Origin of the sequence: Treponema sp. Marseille-Q4130, assembly GCF_014334325.1 — a bacterium.
Taxonomy (GTDB): Bacteria; Spirochaetota; Spirochaetia; order Treponematales; family Treponemataceae; genus Treponema_D.
In genome coordinates this window covers 277794-296189 of sequence record NZ_JACSET010000003.1, presented here as the reverse complement: position 1 = coordinate 296189, position 18396 = coordinate 277794, and the positions used below count along the sequence as shown (strand labels likewise).

Genomic DNA, 18396 nt, shown 5'->3' with positions numbered 1-18396 from the left:
CCACGGATGGCGCTGTTGTTAAGCAGTAGCGATATAAAATCAAGGAAGCTGTTCAAAAACTGAAGTTTTTGGACAGCCCCTCGCGTCCAAGAATTAACACGGATGTCAATTCTTCGTCAGCACTGCCATTTCATAATTCTTATTCGTAAAGTACGCTGCGATAACCTTATTTGCATAGATGCCGTTTGTCGGTACACCTTGGCAAATCGTATACTGCTGAATACCGCTTCTTGCAGGAACCGTCATAACAACCCAGTCGCCGGTGAACTTATTGTTTGACACACCGTTTTTAACGTCATCTGTAGAGGCAATACCGTCTTTGAGCCACGCTATGCGGGCGGCATTTTTGGAACCGTAAAAGCCGTTATGGTAGTAGCTGATGTACGGAACCTGCTTGTTGTTTTCTTTGCGCACTCCCATTTTAAGGAATGTACCCGGATTCATGTAGGTATCTACCGTAGCAATCTTAAAGTCGCTTGTGTCCGGCTTAGCCGTCCCCGTTACTTTGTCCGGAGCAAGATACGCATAGCGCACGCCGCCGTTACCGCTTGAATAATAGCCGATATGTAAACCGTCCTCATCGTCTATAACAAGGTCTACATAGAGCGGAGCACCGTCGTCGATAACAACGGCATGATTCTGCCAGTCGGTCGTTTTCCGATCTGCTCCGATACCCGGCGCCGTGTAGCTTGTACCCATATCGCGGTAGCTGTATACCAACTGAGAATTCGCCGCATCGTACCATACAACGACGGCACGGTTGGTAGACGTAAGTCCCACCGCAGCATAACCGCCACCCTGATGTCCGGAAGCGGTATTCGCAACAACTTCGTAGCCTTTGGCAGAACCCGAAGAATCCGGATCTCCATCACCGCCACTCGGTTGAATATTGTACTGCAATCCGCCTGAAATATTGGTTGGCGATTTTACCGTACCGTAACGGAATTTCACAGGAGCATCATTTGCAACGTTTTTATCAAAATACACGAGCGCCAACCTTGCAGGATCAGTTAAGGTTCCGCTGCCTCTTACGGCCATTTTCGGAATCTGTACACGATTTACATCATATACTCCTCTAATTGCATTATCAGAGTTTTCAAGACGGCGTTTTTTTGAATTAGTAGAATAAGCGTATGCTCCTATTTGCGCTTCCTGGAAAAAGAGCGTAAAGGCCGTACTCTGACCGGATCTGTCCGTATTCGTGGCTCCGAGATAAGGATTTCCGCTTTCATCATAGGCAATAACTGTGTTATGGTATTTGCTGTAACACTTTTCCCAGTCATTGTTTTCTGCGCCGTTAATTTTAGTTGACAATCTCATAGCATCGCTGCCACTACCGAAGCTCTTTAAATTCCCGTATGTCAAATAGTACTTTGAATTTTTGTCCATCACAAACTGCGGGCTTTCCAACGCCGCATTATCGATCAATTCTACGTTTTTCCACACAAAGAGCTTACGCTTCACGGTAAGCTTGTTGTTATTCATGTTATTCGCTTCAATGTTATACGCCTTCCTTTCATCGATCATATTGTTAATCGCTGTAATATTGTTTACTTTCAGCACAATATCGCCGGACGTCGCACCTGTTAGAAGTATCGTGTTAGCAAGAGAACCGGAAGCTGCGAGCTGCGTATCGGGAGTCATACCGGGAATGCTGACTTTTGCCGCATTTGTACCGATATTAAAGCCGAATATTTGTATCCTTTCACCTTCCTGCACCGGATATTCACCCGTAGATGCACGCGAAAAAGCGCCTTTGAATCCGCCGTCGGCACTTGTTAATCCCGTTTTTATCTCCGTAATAAACGGTACCACGTCCATGCGGTAGCGATTTGTAGGCGTACCTGCCGTCGTCTGCACTGTAGAGGGTGCGCTGCCTATGGGAGTTGCGTATGCAGCATCCGCATAGTAGTTTTTGCCGTCAACACTTGCATGCTTATACGTTGCGTTATGCGATGTACTTTCCGCACAGGTCGGAGTACCCTTGTTGTATGCAAGTACATGTACTTCGACGTCGGCTTTTGCGGCATTGATTATCTTTGACGTATCCCACGAGAAGGTCCACTTCGCATCGTGTCCGCCTTTGCCGATTGTTTCATCGTAAGCTTCAAATTTAAATCCGTGAGTACTCCACCTGTTCGTACCCGTCAAGTGTCCGCTTGAACCGTCTGCTATCCTGTAATACGTAACGGAATCCACCGTTTGCGTTACAGTAAGCCCTGCACTTGTAAAGACGCTTTCCATGCCCGGTACGCGTATATACAGCCCTTCGATAAAGCTGTCGTCGTGTGCCGTACCGCGCATAACGATTTGTCCCGACACTTTCGGGTCTCTATCCATAACGCCGGTACTGCCGCTAAAGGCTGCCGGCAAACCGTTTTCGACTTCGAGGTGTCCGTTTTCTCTGCTGTTATCGTACAGGCTGTTATCGTTTTCCTTGTTCCAGTAGAACGGCGCTATCGTCGTTTTCGGCTCGGTCGGCGTTTTGCGAGCAAGCGTCATTTTCACTTTTAAATCTGCACTCTGTCTGCCCGCTTGCCAGCCGGTGCCGGGTGTTGTGATCAGTGCCGCACCTTCCGTAGAATCCCAGAACCTAAACGAAAGCGTCTTCTCGCTTTGCGCCGTATTGTCGCTCAGCTTGAGGATATCGCCGAACTGCAGTTTAATCGTTCCTTCAGCTATCGTATAGTTGTCCGTACCCGAAGCGATAAACGCCGTCGTATTTACTCCCGCTCCGATTCCGGGCAGGTCATACTGATAGTAAATCGCACCGTTGCCGCCGACGATTTCGGGCGTAATTTCCGTATAGCCCCTGACCGTCATATCGGCCTTTACATCGAGCGTCAGATCGGTTGTAAGCTGTACCGCTTTCCGTCCTGGGTATTTATATTGCTTTCCGCTTGGGTCGTATATTGCTTTGTCGGCTCCGATAAATCCCGTAAGCGATGTTATGCCGGGCACGTGATCGCCGTTATCCGCATCGTACTCAGCTTTCGTTTTCGGAGCTCTGTATGCCTTAACTTTTTCGCTTTCTTCGATCGCTCCGTTGCCGTTGTAGTCGGTACCGAAGGTAACACCTGCAATGCGCGGCCGGTTATTGCTGACCTTTGCATTGCTTACGACACCCGTTTGGTAGTTGCCCGCTTCGTCGAATGCGACATAGTGCAGTTCTATCGGGCCGTCGGGAATATTCCGCGAGCAGATACTCGCTTCCCATGTCCATACGCTGCCGGTTTTCGAAACCGATTCTATCATGCGGTCACCGTCGTCATTGAAGAGGTTTGCAGCGGAATAATAGCCGTCCGCTTCAAGTGAAGCGGATGTTACACCGCCTTCCGAACTGAGGTGATCCACAACGAGTGCGAGTGCGACTTTTACCGTTACACCCGGATTTGCGGCAAGTGCCGTATCGAGCGTTATGCCGGAACCGGTTACCGATTGTATGCGGTATATGGCGCCGTTCGCCTGCACCAGACCGCCCGCATGCACGTTTGCATCTGTGGAAAAGGTTAAGGCTGCCGGATTACTGCTGTTCCACGATACGCCGCTGTATTCTTTCCAGTAGAGTCCCGAATCGTAGGAGATGTTACCACCGATAGTGAGTTTATTTTTCGGGTCGGTCTTTACGAGCATCGGATCGTAGACAAAGTTGCCGCCGATGTGCCGCATAAAGTAAAATGCGAGACGCTTAAAACCGCTTTGTGCAATGCCTCCTACCGGATTTTCCTTTACTTTCGAACCGAACGTATAGAAGCTGTCGGACTGAGAAACGTTCACATCGATATTGTAACCCGTTTCCGAAGACGCAAGCAGTACCGGAGGTTCATTATCGTACCTTATCGTAAGGGTATACTTTGAGCTGTACTCCTGCGATGTTGCATCGTACGCTTCGATTTCTATCGGACATTCACCGACGCCGATTGCGGTATCGAGCTTGTATTTGAATGTCGCGGTATTGCCCGTGTTCGTTACATTCCACGAGCCAGAGCTCGAAGTTGCAGTACCGCCGGTTATGAGCGCATGCGTCGTACTGCCGTCTTTAATCGTCAGCCTTTTTATCGAGTCGGCATCCGTTACGCTGCCGTAAATGTACCATGTGTCTTTAACGCTGTAGGTGCCGCCGGAAGCGGTGGTTTGCTGTGCGCTGTTGGGAGTCGAAAGATTTTCATTAGCCGATTTAACGAGCTGTATGCTTCCGAATACAGGGTTGTTTTTATCGAACGTAACGTTGACGCTTTTCGGCAAACTCTTGTTATGCGAAGCGTCATACGCGTAGGCGGTAATTTTGACGTTATTCGGCGTATTCCCGGATGGATTAAGCTCACCATTTCCGTTTATCGGTAAGCTCCAGCTGCCGCCGGTAAGCGTCGCAAGAATACCGTAGTCGGCCGCTGTTTTACCGGACGCGGGCGTACCTGTCCACGCGGTACCGCTGCTTCCGCTTCCGCTCATGAGGTATACGCCATAGCCTTTGCTTTGCCAATAGTTGAGATCGGCTGGTGTCGGAGCTCCTGTGGGTATATTATTTTCATCACGAAGTATCTGCACGAATACCGCTTTAGGTTCGTTATTGTCCGTAGCATTTCCTGCAAGGCGGACGGTACCGCCAAGTTTTGCGTTGTTCGCAGGATAGTCTATCGTTACAGACGGACGGTCGCCCTGCGGATCGTGCCATATCGGGAACTTATATTCTTTCGTGTTGCCGTGCGCATCGGTCGCTTTTATCCAAACGTAAAGTTTGGTAATTTTGTCGTATGCAGTACTGGTAATATCGGCATCCGTCGTAATCTTGAGCTTGACGAGCCATTTGTTCAGCGTCAGGCTGTGCGTTCCTGTTGCGGCAGCATCCGTGTCGGCATCAAACATAATGTACCAGCGCGCCGAAACATCCTCAACAGGCTTGTAAACGGTTTTGCTCGGATCAAAGGAAGAAATACTAGCCGTATGCTCATTACCGCCCGCATCGACATAGGTATACGAATTATTCGAAGCGGTGTCGCTTTCGGGGGAAACCGTTCCGCTCGGAGATACGGCAAACCACACTTGCGCTGTACTGTCATCGATTTCACCGGAAACTCGCGTGTCGCCCTTTGTCGGAGATATTCCCGAACCTGTCTCGGTTGTAGGACTTGAAAAATCGACCTTCGGCGCAGTGTTGTCAACCTTTACTTCGCGCATGATTGGAGACGTATTGCCTGCCGTATCGGTCGCGACGATTTCCAATTTCATCGTACCGCTTCCCGGTTTGCAAGAAATATTGCTGAATGTGTATTGCTTCCATCTGTCCGCCATCGGAACGGAGGTAACGTTGACATGGGTTTCATTCGCACCGGCGGAGGCCGTCGTATATTTGTGGGCTGCTATCTCTGTTCCGCTATCGAGCCAAAGATTTGATACTTTAACGAATAAATTATTTTCGTCTATATCGTTTGCGTCCTTTGCCTCAAACCTGATAAAGAATTTATCGGTCGTACCGCCGAGCATAAGCGGATTTCCGCCTACCGTTTTAAAATCATCCGACCAATTTGTACCGTCGCTGCTTATCTGAATGTTCTGCATTTCAGGCGCGTGCGTGTCGACTTTCAGATACAATTTCGTATCTTCGCTGAATGTTGTCGTCCCGTCGTTAAGCTTAGGTCTCATTGTCGAGTCCGCATCCGACGAAGTAAATTCGTTACCCGCCGGATCCGTAACTTTAAACAATATCGTCTTCGGACCATCGGGAAGCGTTAAATTCCATGATCCGCCCGAAACCGGAATATACGTCCAGTTTACACCGCCGTCGGTGCTGTATTTAAACCGTTGCTCCGCTCCGTCCGACTTCACTTCTCCGTCGTCATCGGTGATGCCGCCGTAAATCGTATCGGAGCCTTTAAACCAGACGGGGGTTGAGGATGTCATACCGGTAAGAGACAGGTTTGTAAATCTAATGACAGGCCGGTCGGCGTTTTGATCGACCGTTACCGTTCTTTCTTCCGATTTTACGTTTCCGGCGGCGTCTTTTGCCGTAATTTTAAACGTCAGCTGTCTGCCGTTTGCCGTGTTGCCGTCAGAATCGTAGGTATCGATGCCGCCCGCCGACGGCGCTGTTATGTTATTCGTGTCGAGGTCAAATGTCCAAACACCGTCCGTAATCAATGTATCGACCGGTGTCGTCTTGTAGACTTCCCAATCGTTCGTGCCGCTTCCCGTTTTAATAAACACTTCGACCTTGTTTGCAATTTCTCTGTTGTCTGACGCCGTTCCCGAAACCGTAATCGTTTTGTTTACCGTCACTTCTGATGCCGGCGTATTTATTCTGACTGTCGGCGGCGCAATATCCTTTTGCAGCGTAAAGAGCGCAAAGTCGGCCGTATTTCCCGCATTGTCAGTAAGGCGTACCGTTACCGCTCCGTCCGCAAGACTCGCCTGCGGAATGATTGCCGTATATGTACCGCCGCTTTCCGTCGGCACAATTGCCGGAGACAAAACCGTGTTCCCGATTTTGATAACTTTGATTTCGGCCGGATTCAAACCGCTGCCGCCGGAAGCATCGCTTGCAGTAAATGTAAATTCAACCTGAGCCGTATCGTTGTTTACGAGCTTTGTCGTAACGCCGCTTTGTCCGTCTACCGTACCGAGTGTACAGGTATCGGGTGCTGCCGTATCGATTTTTACCGTATGTATCGATTCGATATAATTTCCGGCTTTGTCCGTCGCACGCGCGATAATATTTCCGTTAAACGTATCGCTTACCGTAAATGTAAAGTTACCGTTACCCACATCATTCCAATTGGACTCTGTGCTTAATTTATATTGCAGTTTATCTACATCGCTTCCGCCATCTTCGGCGAGTGCTTTTATCAAAAGAGCTGTTCTGTTATACCAGCCGCCGGTATTTTCGGGAGAAATATACGGCACTTTGTTTGGCGTATTGTCGGTTTTCCATGCCGGCTCTGTCGTATCTACCGTTACGCCGACCGACTGTTCCGTGACAACATCTCTTCCGGCTGCGTCTTTCGCGCTTACCGTAAATGTCCAGGAGCCGTCTTTCGTATTATCCGAAGGAATCGTAAGCCTGAATTTTACAACAGCGGATTTTTTATCCGAAGACGGTTCTTTCGTAACCGTCAAGTCGGAGCCGGTATAAGGGGTTCCATTATGCTGAACAGTCGCGGTTATATTTGCCTCAACAGCCGCATTGCTGATGCCGAGCGAAAGATTATCGGAAACACTTGCTTCTACCGTAAGCGTTTTTCCCTGCATCGACTTATTGACGTATTTACCCGCAACATCCGTATCGGTAGGAGTAGTATTGACTTTCGCTTCAAGCGGAGTGATTGTCGGCACACTGAAATCGAATTTGATGCCCGTATAATTGGAAAATTCCGTCTGCAATCCCGCAGCATCGGTTGCGCGGAATTTAATACTATAATTTTCTGTTTCGGTTACATCGATATTCGCCGTCCACGACGCTTCCGACGTTACTTGGGGAACGGCGCTTCCGTTTACCGAATCGGTAACGATATGCCAATGTGCGCCGCCGTCTGTACTGTATTCGAGTGTTTTTGTACCTTTTCCTTTTACATCGCTCCACTTGCCGCGGAAGCTGTAACGACGACCGGTTATGTTGCCGCCGGAATCTTTTATCGTTTGAATATAGCTGTTTTCTTCCGTTATCAGATCACCGTTATGAATATTTTCAACGGTGATAACAGGCGCTTTTTTGTCGATATATATACTCCGCGTAACGGAGCTTTCCGCGTACGCATTGTCTTCTACCGTAAACTTGAATTTGACTTTGTAATTGCCGTCGGGAAGAGATGTAGCTTCCGTGACGACGGTTTCCCAGTTGGGCAGCGTCGCAACGGAAGGAACCGATACCGAAAGCGAATTTGACGGCACCGTTGCCGATGTGTCTACATTTTCGATCGACTCGACAGCCGCCGTTACCGATGCAATCGGCGAACCGGCAGGAGTTGCCGTACCCTTGAAGATCAATTTATTTGCAGGAGTGTATGAAGAGGCAAGAATGGCTCCCGATGCGATACTTCCTTCTTCGAGGTTCGTATTTTTTCCGCCGCTTATATCCTGAGCTCCGATCGAAATTACCGGCTTATTGCCGCTCGACTGTACGACGAACACGTAGGGGCCGTTTTTATCCTGTTCGATCTGCATTCCGTTTACGTCTTTACCCCATACGGCGAACCGATAGCGCAGATTTGGAACCAAACCGGAAAGCGCTTTATTTATCGTATGCGATGTTTTATTTCCTTGATTTTCTATTCTTTCTACTTCAACCCATCCGGACGGAACCGGATTCGGCAGAGTCGACGACCAATCGGTCGGCAGCGGATTAGTAAATTCACCGTTAGTCTGAGCAGGGACGGCATAAATCGTAACATTGTTGTCCGTATACTTTACCGGCACGTTGTCGGCACCCGATGAAATAACGATGCTGAAGGGGGCACCGTTCGTATAGTAATAAAATCCGTGCGAATCGTAACTTGACGAAGTTATTCCCGATGTATCTTTCGCATAACCGGAGACGATAAAGGTCGGATTCGCTTTGGGATTTACCGACAGCGTCGTCGCATTCGGTCTATCGGCGGCGGCAAGTGTCGTGTCCGCAGCATTGTATTCGGCGGACTTGGCTCCATTCAAAGCAGTTATGATCGTCGTAACGGCCGTATCGTCGGTGTATTTTATCGACGTACCGTTGAGAAAATCTTTGATTTCCAAAATGCTCATCGGATAAGCGGCATTTTCCTTTGTAAAGTTATCGATGATGCCGTCGGTATTTCGGTAGTAGTGCGTCGTTCGGTTGCCGGGGCCGCTTCCCGCAGGATTCGACGGGTCGTCGTACACTCGCGCTCCGTCGGAAAGGAGCAGCGTCATGTACACGGGTAAATCTACTGTCGTACCGATATTGTTTGTATAGTTATTAACATTAGTTTCACCGAATATCGCTTTATAATTGTCGAAGAGTCTCTGATCATCAGGGTTTGAAGGGCTTGTTGAAAAATACTGCGCAATGACGTATTTGTTGTTTTCCGCCATGTGATCGATGTTATTAAATGTTATCTCGCCTATTTTCGATGCGTCCGCTTTTTTAAAAAGGAGCACTTTCATTTCGGCAATTTGATTGTCGGTATCTTCCGCATACGTGCCCGTAAACGAAATCGTCCGTCCCGATTTATCGGGTTCAAGCGTGCCGGATGATGAAGGGGACGTCAAAATGAGAACGGGAGGCGTATTGTCTATCGTAAACGCATTTGCCGTAGTATCGGAGTTTCTGCCCGAAGCGTCGGTCGCATACGCGGTAACGCTGTATTTTCCGTCGGGAAAATCCCATCCCGCGTACGGATGATTCGGTACGTTGCGTTTTTCTTTGTTGAGCCTGATCGACCACGATTTTTTATCGTCCGCCAAATCCGCTTGAAAGGGACCGTATGATGTCTGCGTACCGGTATTTGTGATGCTCAGCGTAACGGATGCAACGCTCGTGTCGTCGCTGCATGTTCCTGCAATCACAAAGGTACTGCGCACCACGGCATTTTTCGGCGGGTACGTAATAGTGTTCGACGGAGGTGCCGCATCCACCGACCCGCCGAGGCTCACTTCGCATGAGAGCACCGTCAGCATATATATCGCCATTGCAATAAAAGCTGCAGTCAATAGTCCATAGTCTTTTGAAATTGTTTTTTTTGTCTTTAAAAAACTCATATTCGTCTCCGCCTGCCTTTTAAACACAGTTCCACCGTAAGAGTATCGGCAGAATTCGTTATCAACTTGATATGATCCCGTATAGATCATATTTCTAAAATATCCAATTTTCCCAATATATATTATAATATAAAAAAACAAAAATTCCTAAAAAAAAGCAGCGGCGTTTCCTTCCGGACTATCCGCTTGAAAGGATCCGCCGGAAATGAACATCCGCTTTACATCCGCTTGGAATGAATTTGACAAGATGGTATAGTACTTTTATGGGTGGAAATATATCGAAAAAATCGAGAGGCGGCAAAAATCGGCCGCAAGCAAAACGGCAACAGGCAAAACCGAAGCGATTGTCCGAAAAGCGGCGGTCGCTTATCGTCGTCATATTTGCGCTCTTTGCCGCTGCTGCAGGCGTTTTCGGCATAGCACGCTATAAGGACGACCGCAGACTCGACGTTGCGTATTACGGAATTTCCGAAAACATTGTAAAGGCGATCGGGGAAACGTTCGAAAATCCCGATAACGCAATGCTGCAAAAAAACTATTCGCGGGTACGGACTGTGCAGCTCACGGAAAAGGATATACGGAATGCAAAGCGTATCGCAAAAACATATGATCTGCTCTTTATGTGGAACGGCATACTTGCTACGGATGCGGCAGGAAAAGCGATTTCGATTCCGGAAAACGTGTACAATCTTTTTCCGGTGTCCGTCAGAAATGCGGGAAAAGTCGACAGCGCATACAAAATGCTTCCGCTGCTGCTCAACCATTACGAGCTCGCCTGTTACCGCACGTATCGAAACAATGCGGCGCTTGCGCTGCCGGAAACTTTTGCCGACTTTGAATCCTATTTGCAAATCGTCAAAAGCTATGCCGATTATCCGCTGATTTGCGCCGGAAAAACGGATGCAACGCTGACCGCTTTTGTGAGCGCTCTTACGGAATCGCTTGCAGGAAGCGAAGGATATGCCGCTCTCGTCAAAGCGGCGGCGAACGCAAACGGTTTATCCGATCTGCTTGATGTGCCGCTCGGAAACGGTATCTCGCTTTCTTCCGTTCTCGGAACGATCAAGCGATGGCAGCGCGATAGACTTATCCATCCGCACTGGTACAATGTTACGGAAAAAGATATCGAAAACTATATGGAAGAACATCGTCTCGGTGCGATTTTTATGCCGCTGTCGGAACATCGGCAAAAACCGCTCATCCTTATCAAATATTACGATGCCGTACAGTTTCCGAAAGGAGACGGCACACGGCACACGCTCATAGCTCCTGCCCTTGTCGGTATGGCGTTCCGCAACAATGCGTCGCAGATTTCCATACTCGAAAGTCTTGCGCACACGGATGTGCAGACATTTCTTTCCCTGCAAACAAAGCTTGCGCCGACGTCCGGCAGGGCGGAAGCCCACGACCTACAGGCGGATGACGTGCGGTTTTGGGCGGCATCGTGCACGGACGGCCCGGTAACGGAATTGGGGCAGGCGGCATTCGCATCACAGGCGAAAATCGCCGCTTTCGCCGAAGAAATCCGCGCGTATATGAGCGCGGATTAAAACGTTAAAATACATTCACGCGTACACCGCCTGATATATGCGGCAGAACGGATTTGATCGCCGGTCCTTCAATGTCGGTCGAAATAAACCACAGCTGACCTTCGGTAAAGAACGAAAACGAACCGAGGTATTTCCGCTTGTACAGTTTTACGCGCGGGAATTCGAGCTGCACCAAACCGGCGGAAAGCACTTGCGGTCTTCCGCTCTGGGTTGCGCTGAACAGCGAAAACTGTGCGCCGACAGCTATGTTCAAATACAGCCAATGCCAATCGGGGCCGAAATAATAACCGAAGGGCAGTTCGAATACGTTCGCCAAAAGTTTTATAGACCCGACGTGTCCGCCGTAACGGATTTGCCGCAGCGAACGATCCTGCGTTTTATAAAACTCGTCGAATTGATTTTGCGTAAACTGCCCGTAATGCAGCTGGAGTTTTACGTTGTCGTCGAAAAAGCTTAAACCGACGCCGACGTTCCACAGCGTCGCGCCCCAAAAGCCCGCTTCGAAATGCAGCCCCTGTATGAACTTCGGCACTCCGTAGGTCGCTTTGTCGCCTTTGCGCAGCGCGGCCTCTGCACCCTGCACTGCGATATTGTCCGACGTTAAACCGGTAAAGGTTATAGCCCCGTTATAGCGGCCGCCTGCACCCGGAGAGATAAGCGTTATATTCGGGACTGTTTTATCGATTTTTACGATCGTCCTGCATATCGCGACTTCTTTATTTTCCATGACGGCACGGACGAGTAAAAAATGATTGCCTTCGATCATATCTTCCGTTTCGATACGGTACTGCCAGCCTTTTTTCTTGAGTTTCGCCGGTGCAAAGGTTCGTCCGTTATTGAAACTCACTTCAACCGATTTGAGACGCTTTCCCGCAAAAATTCGTTTCGCATCGGCGGATGCGCCCTTTGCAAAGACGGCATCTTTTTCCTCTTGCGAAACGGAATAGCCGACACTGCCTTTCAGATACGGACGGTCTACCGCAAAGTCTCCCATGCCGAGATTGTCGATCGTGATCCACGGTCCGTTTTCATTGTACTGCACGGAAACGCCGCTTGAAATAACGGTTTGACTTGCCGGAAGAATTCCCTTTATTTCAATCGTGTGCGTGCCGTCGCTTATGAGTTCGGGATTCAGCCGGAACGACGAATAATACGTCGGGGACACATCGGTCGTCGCTATCTGTTTCCCGTCTATAAACAGCGATATCTGTTGTATGTTCGACGCAGGGTCTACGCGACCGTACACGTTGAACTCGCCGCAGAGCGTTTGTCCGTTCAGAGGGTACAGCAGTTCGATTTTATTTTTATCGGCTTTTCGTGACACGTCGAAGTTTACGGCGGCTTCGTTCGTATTGCCCGCTTTGTCGATGCCGGATATCTCCAAATTGTAGCGCCCTTCAGGCAGCGAAGCGATATCGATGCTTTCGGCGATAAGCAATTCCGTCTTCAATTTTATCTGTGCAAGAGATGCGGGAACGGTCGTATTCGAAAGGCTCTTTATTTTCAACGTTACGCCTTCAAGTGAAATATTGTCCCATGCCTGCCCCGATATAAATAAATCTTTATCGAGCGCGGAACCCGCCAAAGGATATTCGATTTCCAATGACGGCGGAGTGTTGTCGATATTGATGAGAGTCGACGCTACCGATTCCTGAGCGTATTTGTCGATCGCCCTGATAAGCACGACGTGGGTACCGTCGCCGATAACCTGAGTGTTGAGCGAGTAGTTCCATTTTTCCGCGCCTTCGGCAAGCAAAAAACTGTTTCCGTTATTCACCGAAATGTACACTTCACTGATGCCGTTCGCATCGGAAGCCGTACCGCGTATCGTTATGAGACCCTTTACCGTTTCGCTTATATCGGGCGAAGCCATCTGCGCCGACGGCTTTTCGAGCGACACTCTGATTTTGCGTTCGACCGGCGTACCTTTTACGCCGTAAATGTCTTCGCCGTATATACTGATCGTGTGCTCGTTATCGGTTAAAGACGAAAGGGCGACAGGGATCGAAAATGTATGCGTAACGTCGATCGCCGTATACGGCGCATTATCGATTTTATAATAAATTTTCGCCGGAGCGTCGTCGTCGTATACGATACCCGAAATCTCGAAATCTTTGACAATAATCTCATTTTCAAACGGCAAATGTATTTCGACGACGGGCGCATCCGCAGCCGTATCGATATCGAAGTCGTATGTATCGATGAGCCTCGCGTTTCCCGCATCGTCGGTAAAGCGGAACTGCATGTTTTTGCTTATCGGTTCCGATGCCGTGCCGATAACGACGTTCGAAAGCGATGCATACGGAAATTCTTTCCACGCGGAATTTTTATCGTCGGATTTATATTCGGCTTTTACGCCGCCGAATTTTTCATCGACTTTAAAAGCCGCCGTTACCGAACCGTTTACCTTATCGCCCGATGCGGGCATCACCATACGCACGTCCGGCGCTTCGGTGTCTTTTATAAAAATTCCGTGCTCTGCAGTTCTTTTACCGACGCTGTCCACGGCGACGACGGTGAGCAGGAGCGCTCCGTCGGGAAAGCCTTTTACGTCGAGCGTTTTTTCGAAACGGCTTTCGAGCGTTCCCGTTAAGACTTCATCCGAAGATGCGGACGACAGGCGATATTCGGGCGGGAGCAGGGTACCGCTCACGCTTCCTGAAAACACGATCGAATCCTTTACATATGACGATGACGCGGCTCGTTCGAGCGTTATACTCGGAAAAGCCGTATCGACCAGCACATCGATGCTTTCGCTCGTCATTTCTTTACCGTCGCTTGTACGTATCGTTAAGCGTATGCCGTTATAGGTGCCGTCTTTCGCCGCACTGATTTTTACGACGTTGCCTTCAGCTTCGCAACTAAGCTCCGCAGAGCCGGTCAATTCGGCGCTTTCGATCCGGGCGCCTTCGTTCGAATAATACAAACCGGTCAAAGACTCGCCCGCTTCAAGAACGGCAGCATTTCCGATTCTCCTTCCCGCCCACACAAACGCGGCGGAATCGCTTGAAGCGGCGTTACCGGCAATGCCTATGAGCAGTTTTTGGCGGACGGCGCGGCCTGCCGTATCGGTTGCGCTGACGGATATCGAATATATTCCCCCGGGCATTTTTTCGTTTACGGGCGGGCGCACGGTAAATTCGGTTTGACCTTGTTTAACGCTAAGCGCTTTTTCTTCTTCGCCGTTAAAACCGACAAGTACTTCGTGCAACCCCGCTTCCGCTTTGATGCGGACGCTTGTCGATACTTTATTTTGCGCGCCGTACAGGGGGATAACGGAGCCGCCCGATTCAAACGAGATGACGGGAGCTTTTCCTATTGAAGAGAATTGAACGGTATGCACATTTCCCACCGTTCCGTCGGCACGTACGGCGTATGCGACAAGCGTATGGTTTCCGGCCGGAAGTTCGTCTTCGGTTGCGGTGAATGTACCCGACGATCCGGAGACAGCAGCGGTTTTTTCTTCACCCTTATCGATTCGATAACGGATTTCCGATGCGTTTGCGTATCCCAAACCGGCGACAAAAAGAGCACCGTCTATCTTTTCGCCCGCTTTCGGACTGACGATTTCCAAACCGGGCTTGTCTTTCGCTTTATCGATTGCGATCTTCTTTTTCGCGCGCACGACGTTTCCCGCAACGTCTTTTGCAACGAATTCGATGAGAACCGATTTTGTATTCGTGCCGCTGAAATCGAATTCTTTAACCCAATAAACGTTGCCCGGCGTTACGGGAATGTCACCGCTCGCTTTGCCGCATACCCACGAAAGAGACTCGAGTTCCGTACTGTCGGCGACCTTTCCCGCAACGGAAAAAACGCTCGGAAAGGTTTCGTTTTCATCGTCCGGATAGATAAACGAAAGTGTCGGCGCAACATTGTCTACGAAAAACAAAAAGGTATAAATTCCCGTCGAACCCTGTTTATCGATCGCTTTAAACCAACATACGTTGGGTCCGTCGGAAAGCAATGTCGTTTTTATGGGAAGTTTGAAATTTGAGCGGTTCAGTTTTTTATTGTATGAAAGGCGCACTTCTTCAAATTTGTTCCCGTTGTCGAACGAATAAAAAAGGCGCTCTATACCGTTGCCGTCTTCAACCGTTCCTTCCAGCTGTACGGTACCCGATACCAAAGAACCTGCTCCGGTATTCGTAACATTTGTGACGGGCTGCCGCCTGTCCAAATTAAACGAAGTCTTTACGCTTTTCCCCTGAACACCGTTTACATCGACACCCCATACTTCGACGATATGCAGACCTTCGTCTAAAGACGCCGTATCGAGAGAGTACGACCAAAATTCGGTGCCCTTTGCCGTATACGTTTGTTCGCCGCCGTCGATACGCAGCGAAACCTGCGAAACCTTATCGTCATCATAGCAGGTTCCGACGATATCCACATTGCCGTTTACGGCCGCGCCCGAACTCGGAAACGCGATCGACGTTACGGGTAAATCCGAAGCGGGATCTATATACATATTAAAAGGCCCCGCATAGCCGACATTTCCGGCAATATCGCGAGCCGTCACGAGGATATTGTATTTTCCCTTTTTTTTCGCCGAAATATCGACCGTTTCCTGCCAGCTTTCCGGAGCGCTAAATTCGGTTTTCGTTATATCTCTGGAGCCGGCTGCGTATACACCTACTAATACGCAGTAAAAGCAGGCGGCGAATATAATTTTTTTCATAAAACTCCCTTATATATTTAATTATAACCGATAAACGATTTTAAAACGACGGTTTTTAAACAATATTGACCGACAAAGCCATCTATTCCCTTCATTATCGGTATATCGTTTTGAAAGCTTTAGCTCGGGACACTGCGTTATCAAGGACAATGCATCCGCTTCACGACCGTTCGTATTTGCAGCACACAGAGCAGCCGGTAACGATGACGTGTTTTTTGCCGTCCTTCGTTTTATTAAAAAGCCGTGCGACGAGGTGTCCCTCCGGCGGAACTTCTTTATGACATACGGGACATAGCCGTTTTACACCCGGTTCGGTTTTCGGATAGCAGTGCGGACAGCCGAGGATGATGCAGCGCTGATCGCTTACCGTCATCGGCCGGAACACGCGCGAATACAAATCTTCTTTGTATAACGGCGAAGCGCAAAGCGGACAATTCGCAAACGAATACATCTTTTGTCGCGTACCGGTCGTTTTACGCTTATCGCGTTCCGTCAATTTAATAAAATACTGCAGCGCAAAGATAATAATAAGCGCCGCGCATCCGATCAAAACATAATCGAGCATACGGAAAGTATAGCACGTTTTGAACAAAGGATAACAGCTCGGCTTTTAGATACCCGCTTCGATTTATTCGCGCGGAGCGGTAAATTATTCCGGCACTCTGCGGCGCGTTTGTCGATTTTCGCCGAGCTACAGCGATCACGGAGAAACCTGCTACAATACAAAGGCTTCGAGAAAATCGGCGATGCCGTCTTCGTCGTTGCTTTTGCGCGTCACGTACACGGCCGCTTCCCGAATCTGCGGAAGACCGTTCGACATCGCGACTCCGTGCGCCGTCATGCGAAGCATCGATTCGTCGTTCATGCTGTCGCCGAACGCCATCGTTTCGCTTCGCTCTATGCTGAGCTTTTGCGCAAGGTAGAGCACGGCTTCGCCCTTGCCGCAGTCCGGCGGCATCACTTCGAGAAAAAACGGCTTACTGATAAAGAAGTCGGCTTTGCCGCGAAATTTTTCGCGCAGGAAGGGAATTAAGTCATCGATGTCTTTCGGATCCGCGGAAATCAGCATCTTTGCATATCCGCGCTTTAAAAACGACGGAAAATCGTCGACGACTTTCAGCGGAAGTCCCGAAATGTCCGAATCGAGGTGAGACCATTTTGTATCGACGGAAGCATAGATCGTAGAAGCACTGTACACTTGCGCACAAAGTCCGCGTTTTTCCGCTTCGCGAAATATTTCCAAGAGTACGTTGCCGTCAAGCTTTTTTGAAAAGAGCGGCTCTCGCGTGTGCAAATCGAATACGACAGCTCCGTTGAGCGCGATGACATATCTGCCCGTCTGTAAGCCCGCGATGTCGAGCCGTCTGACAAAGGGAAGGATGCCGCTTTCCGCGCGTCCGGAACAGATGACAACAAAGATGCCCCGTGCAGCGGCGGCGCGCAGCGCAGAAACCGTGCGCGGCGAAATCGTCAAATCGCGGTTTAAAAGCGTATCGTCCAAATCGAGTGCGATGAGTTTGACGACAAGTTTCCCGTGCGGCAGTTTTTCGTGCACCATGCGCAAATGGTAGCGGCGATGCGGGCTTCTGTCAATCAATATGCCCGGCAGATCACACAGCCGGGCACGGCCGCATTATCCTTTGATGCCCGTCGCAGCAATACCCTGCACGTAATACTTTTGGAAAAACACGAACATCACTACCATCGGGATAACGGAAACCACGAGGGCAGCCATGATCGGTCCATAATAGATCGGCGGCTCGGTAAAGAATGCCTGCAAGCCCAACTGTACGGTACGCTTTCCGGGAGACAGCGTCACAAGAAGCGGCCACATAAAATCAGACCAATAGGCAACGTAGTCGAGAATTAAAACCGTCGCGAACACGGGTCCGGAGATCGGAACTATCAAAGCGAAAAACGTTTTGATGGGATCCGCGCCGTCGATAGCCGCCGCTTCGATAAAATCATCGGGAACATCGAGAAAAAATTGCCGAAAAAGATAAATATCGAAACACTTCGCCGCAAACGGAATGATAAGCGCACGGTACGAATCGTTCCATCCGATCTGATTGACGACCCAATAGAGCGCTAAAATAATACTCTCAAGCGGCAGTACGAAAAGCGCAATGACGATTGTAAAGATGATATTTTTTCCTTTAAAGCGAAATTTTGCAAGCGCATATCCGCACATAGAATTGATAAGCATACTCAAAAAAACAAGCACACTTACGTAAAACAAACTGTTACCGATATAGCGGATCAAATTGCTGCGCACGAAAACTTCACGGTAATTTTCGAGTGTAAAATCCAACGGAATAAACGCACGGAGAACGTGATTCATATCGGCAAAGATACGGCTTTCCGGTTTAAACGATGAAACGATCATCCACAGAAGCGGCGCCACATACAGCAATCCTAAAATCGTATTAACGGTATAAATCATTGTCGTAGTTTTTTGTT

Annotated in this window: 6 protein-coding genes; 1 reads left to right on the top strand and 5 read right to left on the bottom strand. The window is 49.2% G+C overall.

From position 1 onward, the window contains the following. Window positions 1–105: 105 nt before the first annotated feature. Window positions 106–9705, bottom strand: a complete 9600-nt coding sequence (locus H9I36_RS05010) for an Ig-like domain-containing protein (RefSeq protein ID WP_187384281.1) — start codon at window positions 9703–9705, stop codon at window positions 106–108. A gap of 263 nt (window positions 9706–9968) precedes the next feature. Between H9I36_RS05010 and H9I36_RS05005 the strand changes: the two genes are divergently transcribed. Next, window positions 9969–11255: a hypothetical protein gene (locus H9I36_RS05005; protein ID WP_187384280.1), complete on the top strand. Its 1287-nt coding sequence runs from the start codon at window positions 9969–9971 to the stop codon at window positions 11253–11255. A gap of 4 nt (window positions 11256–11259) precedes the next feature. On the opposite strand, the gene H9I36_RS05000 is transcribed toward H9I36_RS05005, so the two are convergent. The 4 genes from H9I36_RS05000 to H9I36_RS04985 all read right to left on the bottom strand — a co-directional run bounded on the left by H9I36_RS05000 (window position 11260) and on the right by H9I36_RS04985 (window position 18379). Continuing rightward, window positions 11260–15936, bottom strand: coding sequence for an Ig-like domain-containing protein (locus H9I36_RS05000; protein ID WP_187384279.1), 4677 nt, complete (start codon window positions 15934–15936; stop codon window positions 11260–11262). Between the two features lie 160 nt (window positions 15937–16096). Further along, the gene (locus H9I36_RS04995) at window positions 16097–16501 is read right to left on the bottom strand and encodes a hypothetical protein (RefSeq protein WP_187384278.1); all 405 of its coding nucleotides are present in this window, start codon (window positions 16499–16501) and stop codon (window positions 16097–16099) included. Between the two features lie 150 nt (window positions 16502–16651). Next, the gene (locus H9I36_RS04990; RefSeq protein WP_187384277.1) at window positions 16652–17494 is read right to left on the bottom strand and encodes a Cof-type HAD-IIB family hydrolase; all 843 of its coding nucleotides are present in this window, start codon (window positions 17492–17494) and stop codon (window positions 16652–16654) included. Between the two features lie 75 nt (window positions 17495–17569). After that, complete coding sequence (locus tag H9I36_RS04985; RefSeq protein WP_255422662.1) at window positions 17570–18379, bottom strand: carbohydrate ABC transporter permease; 810 nt, start codon at window positions 18377–18379, stop codon at window positions 17570–17572. Between the last annotated feature and the right edge of the window lie 17 nt (window positions 18380–18396).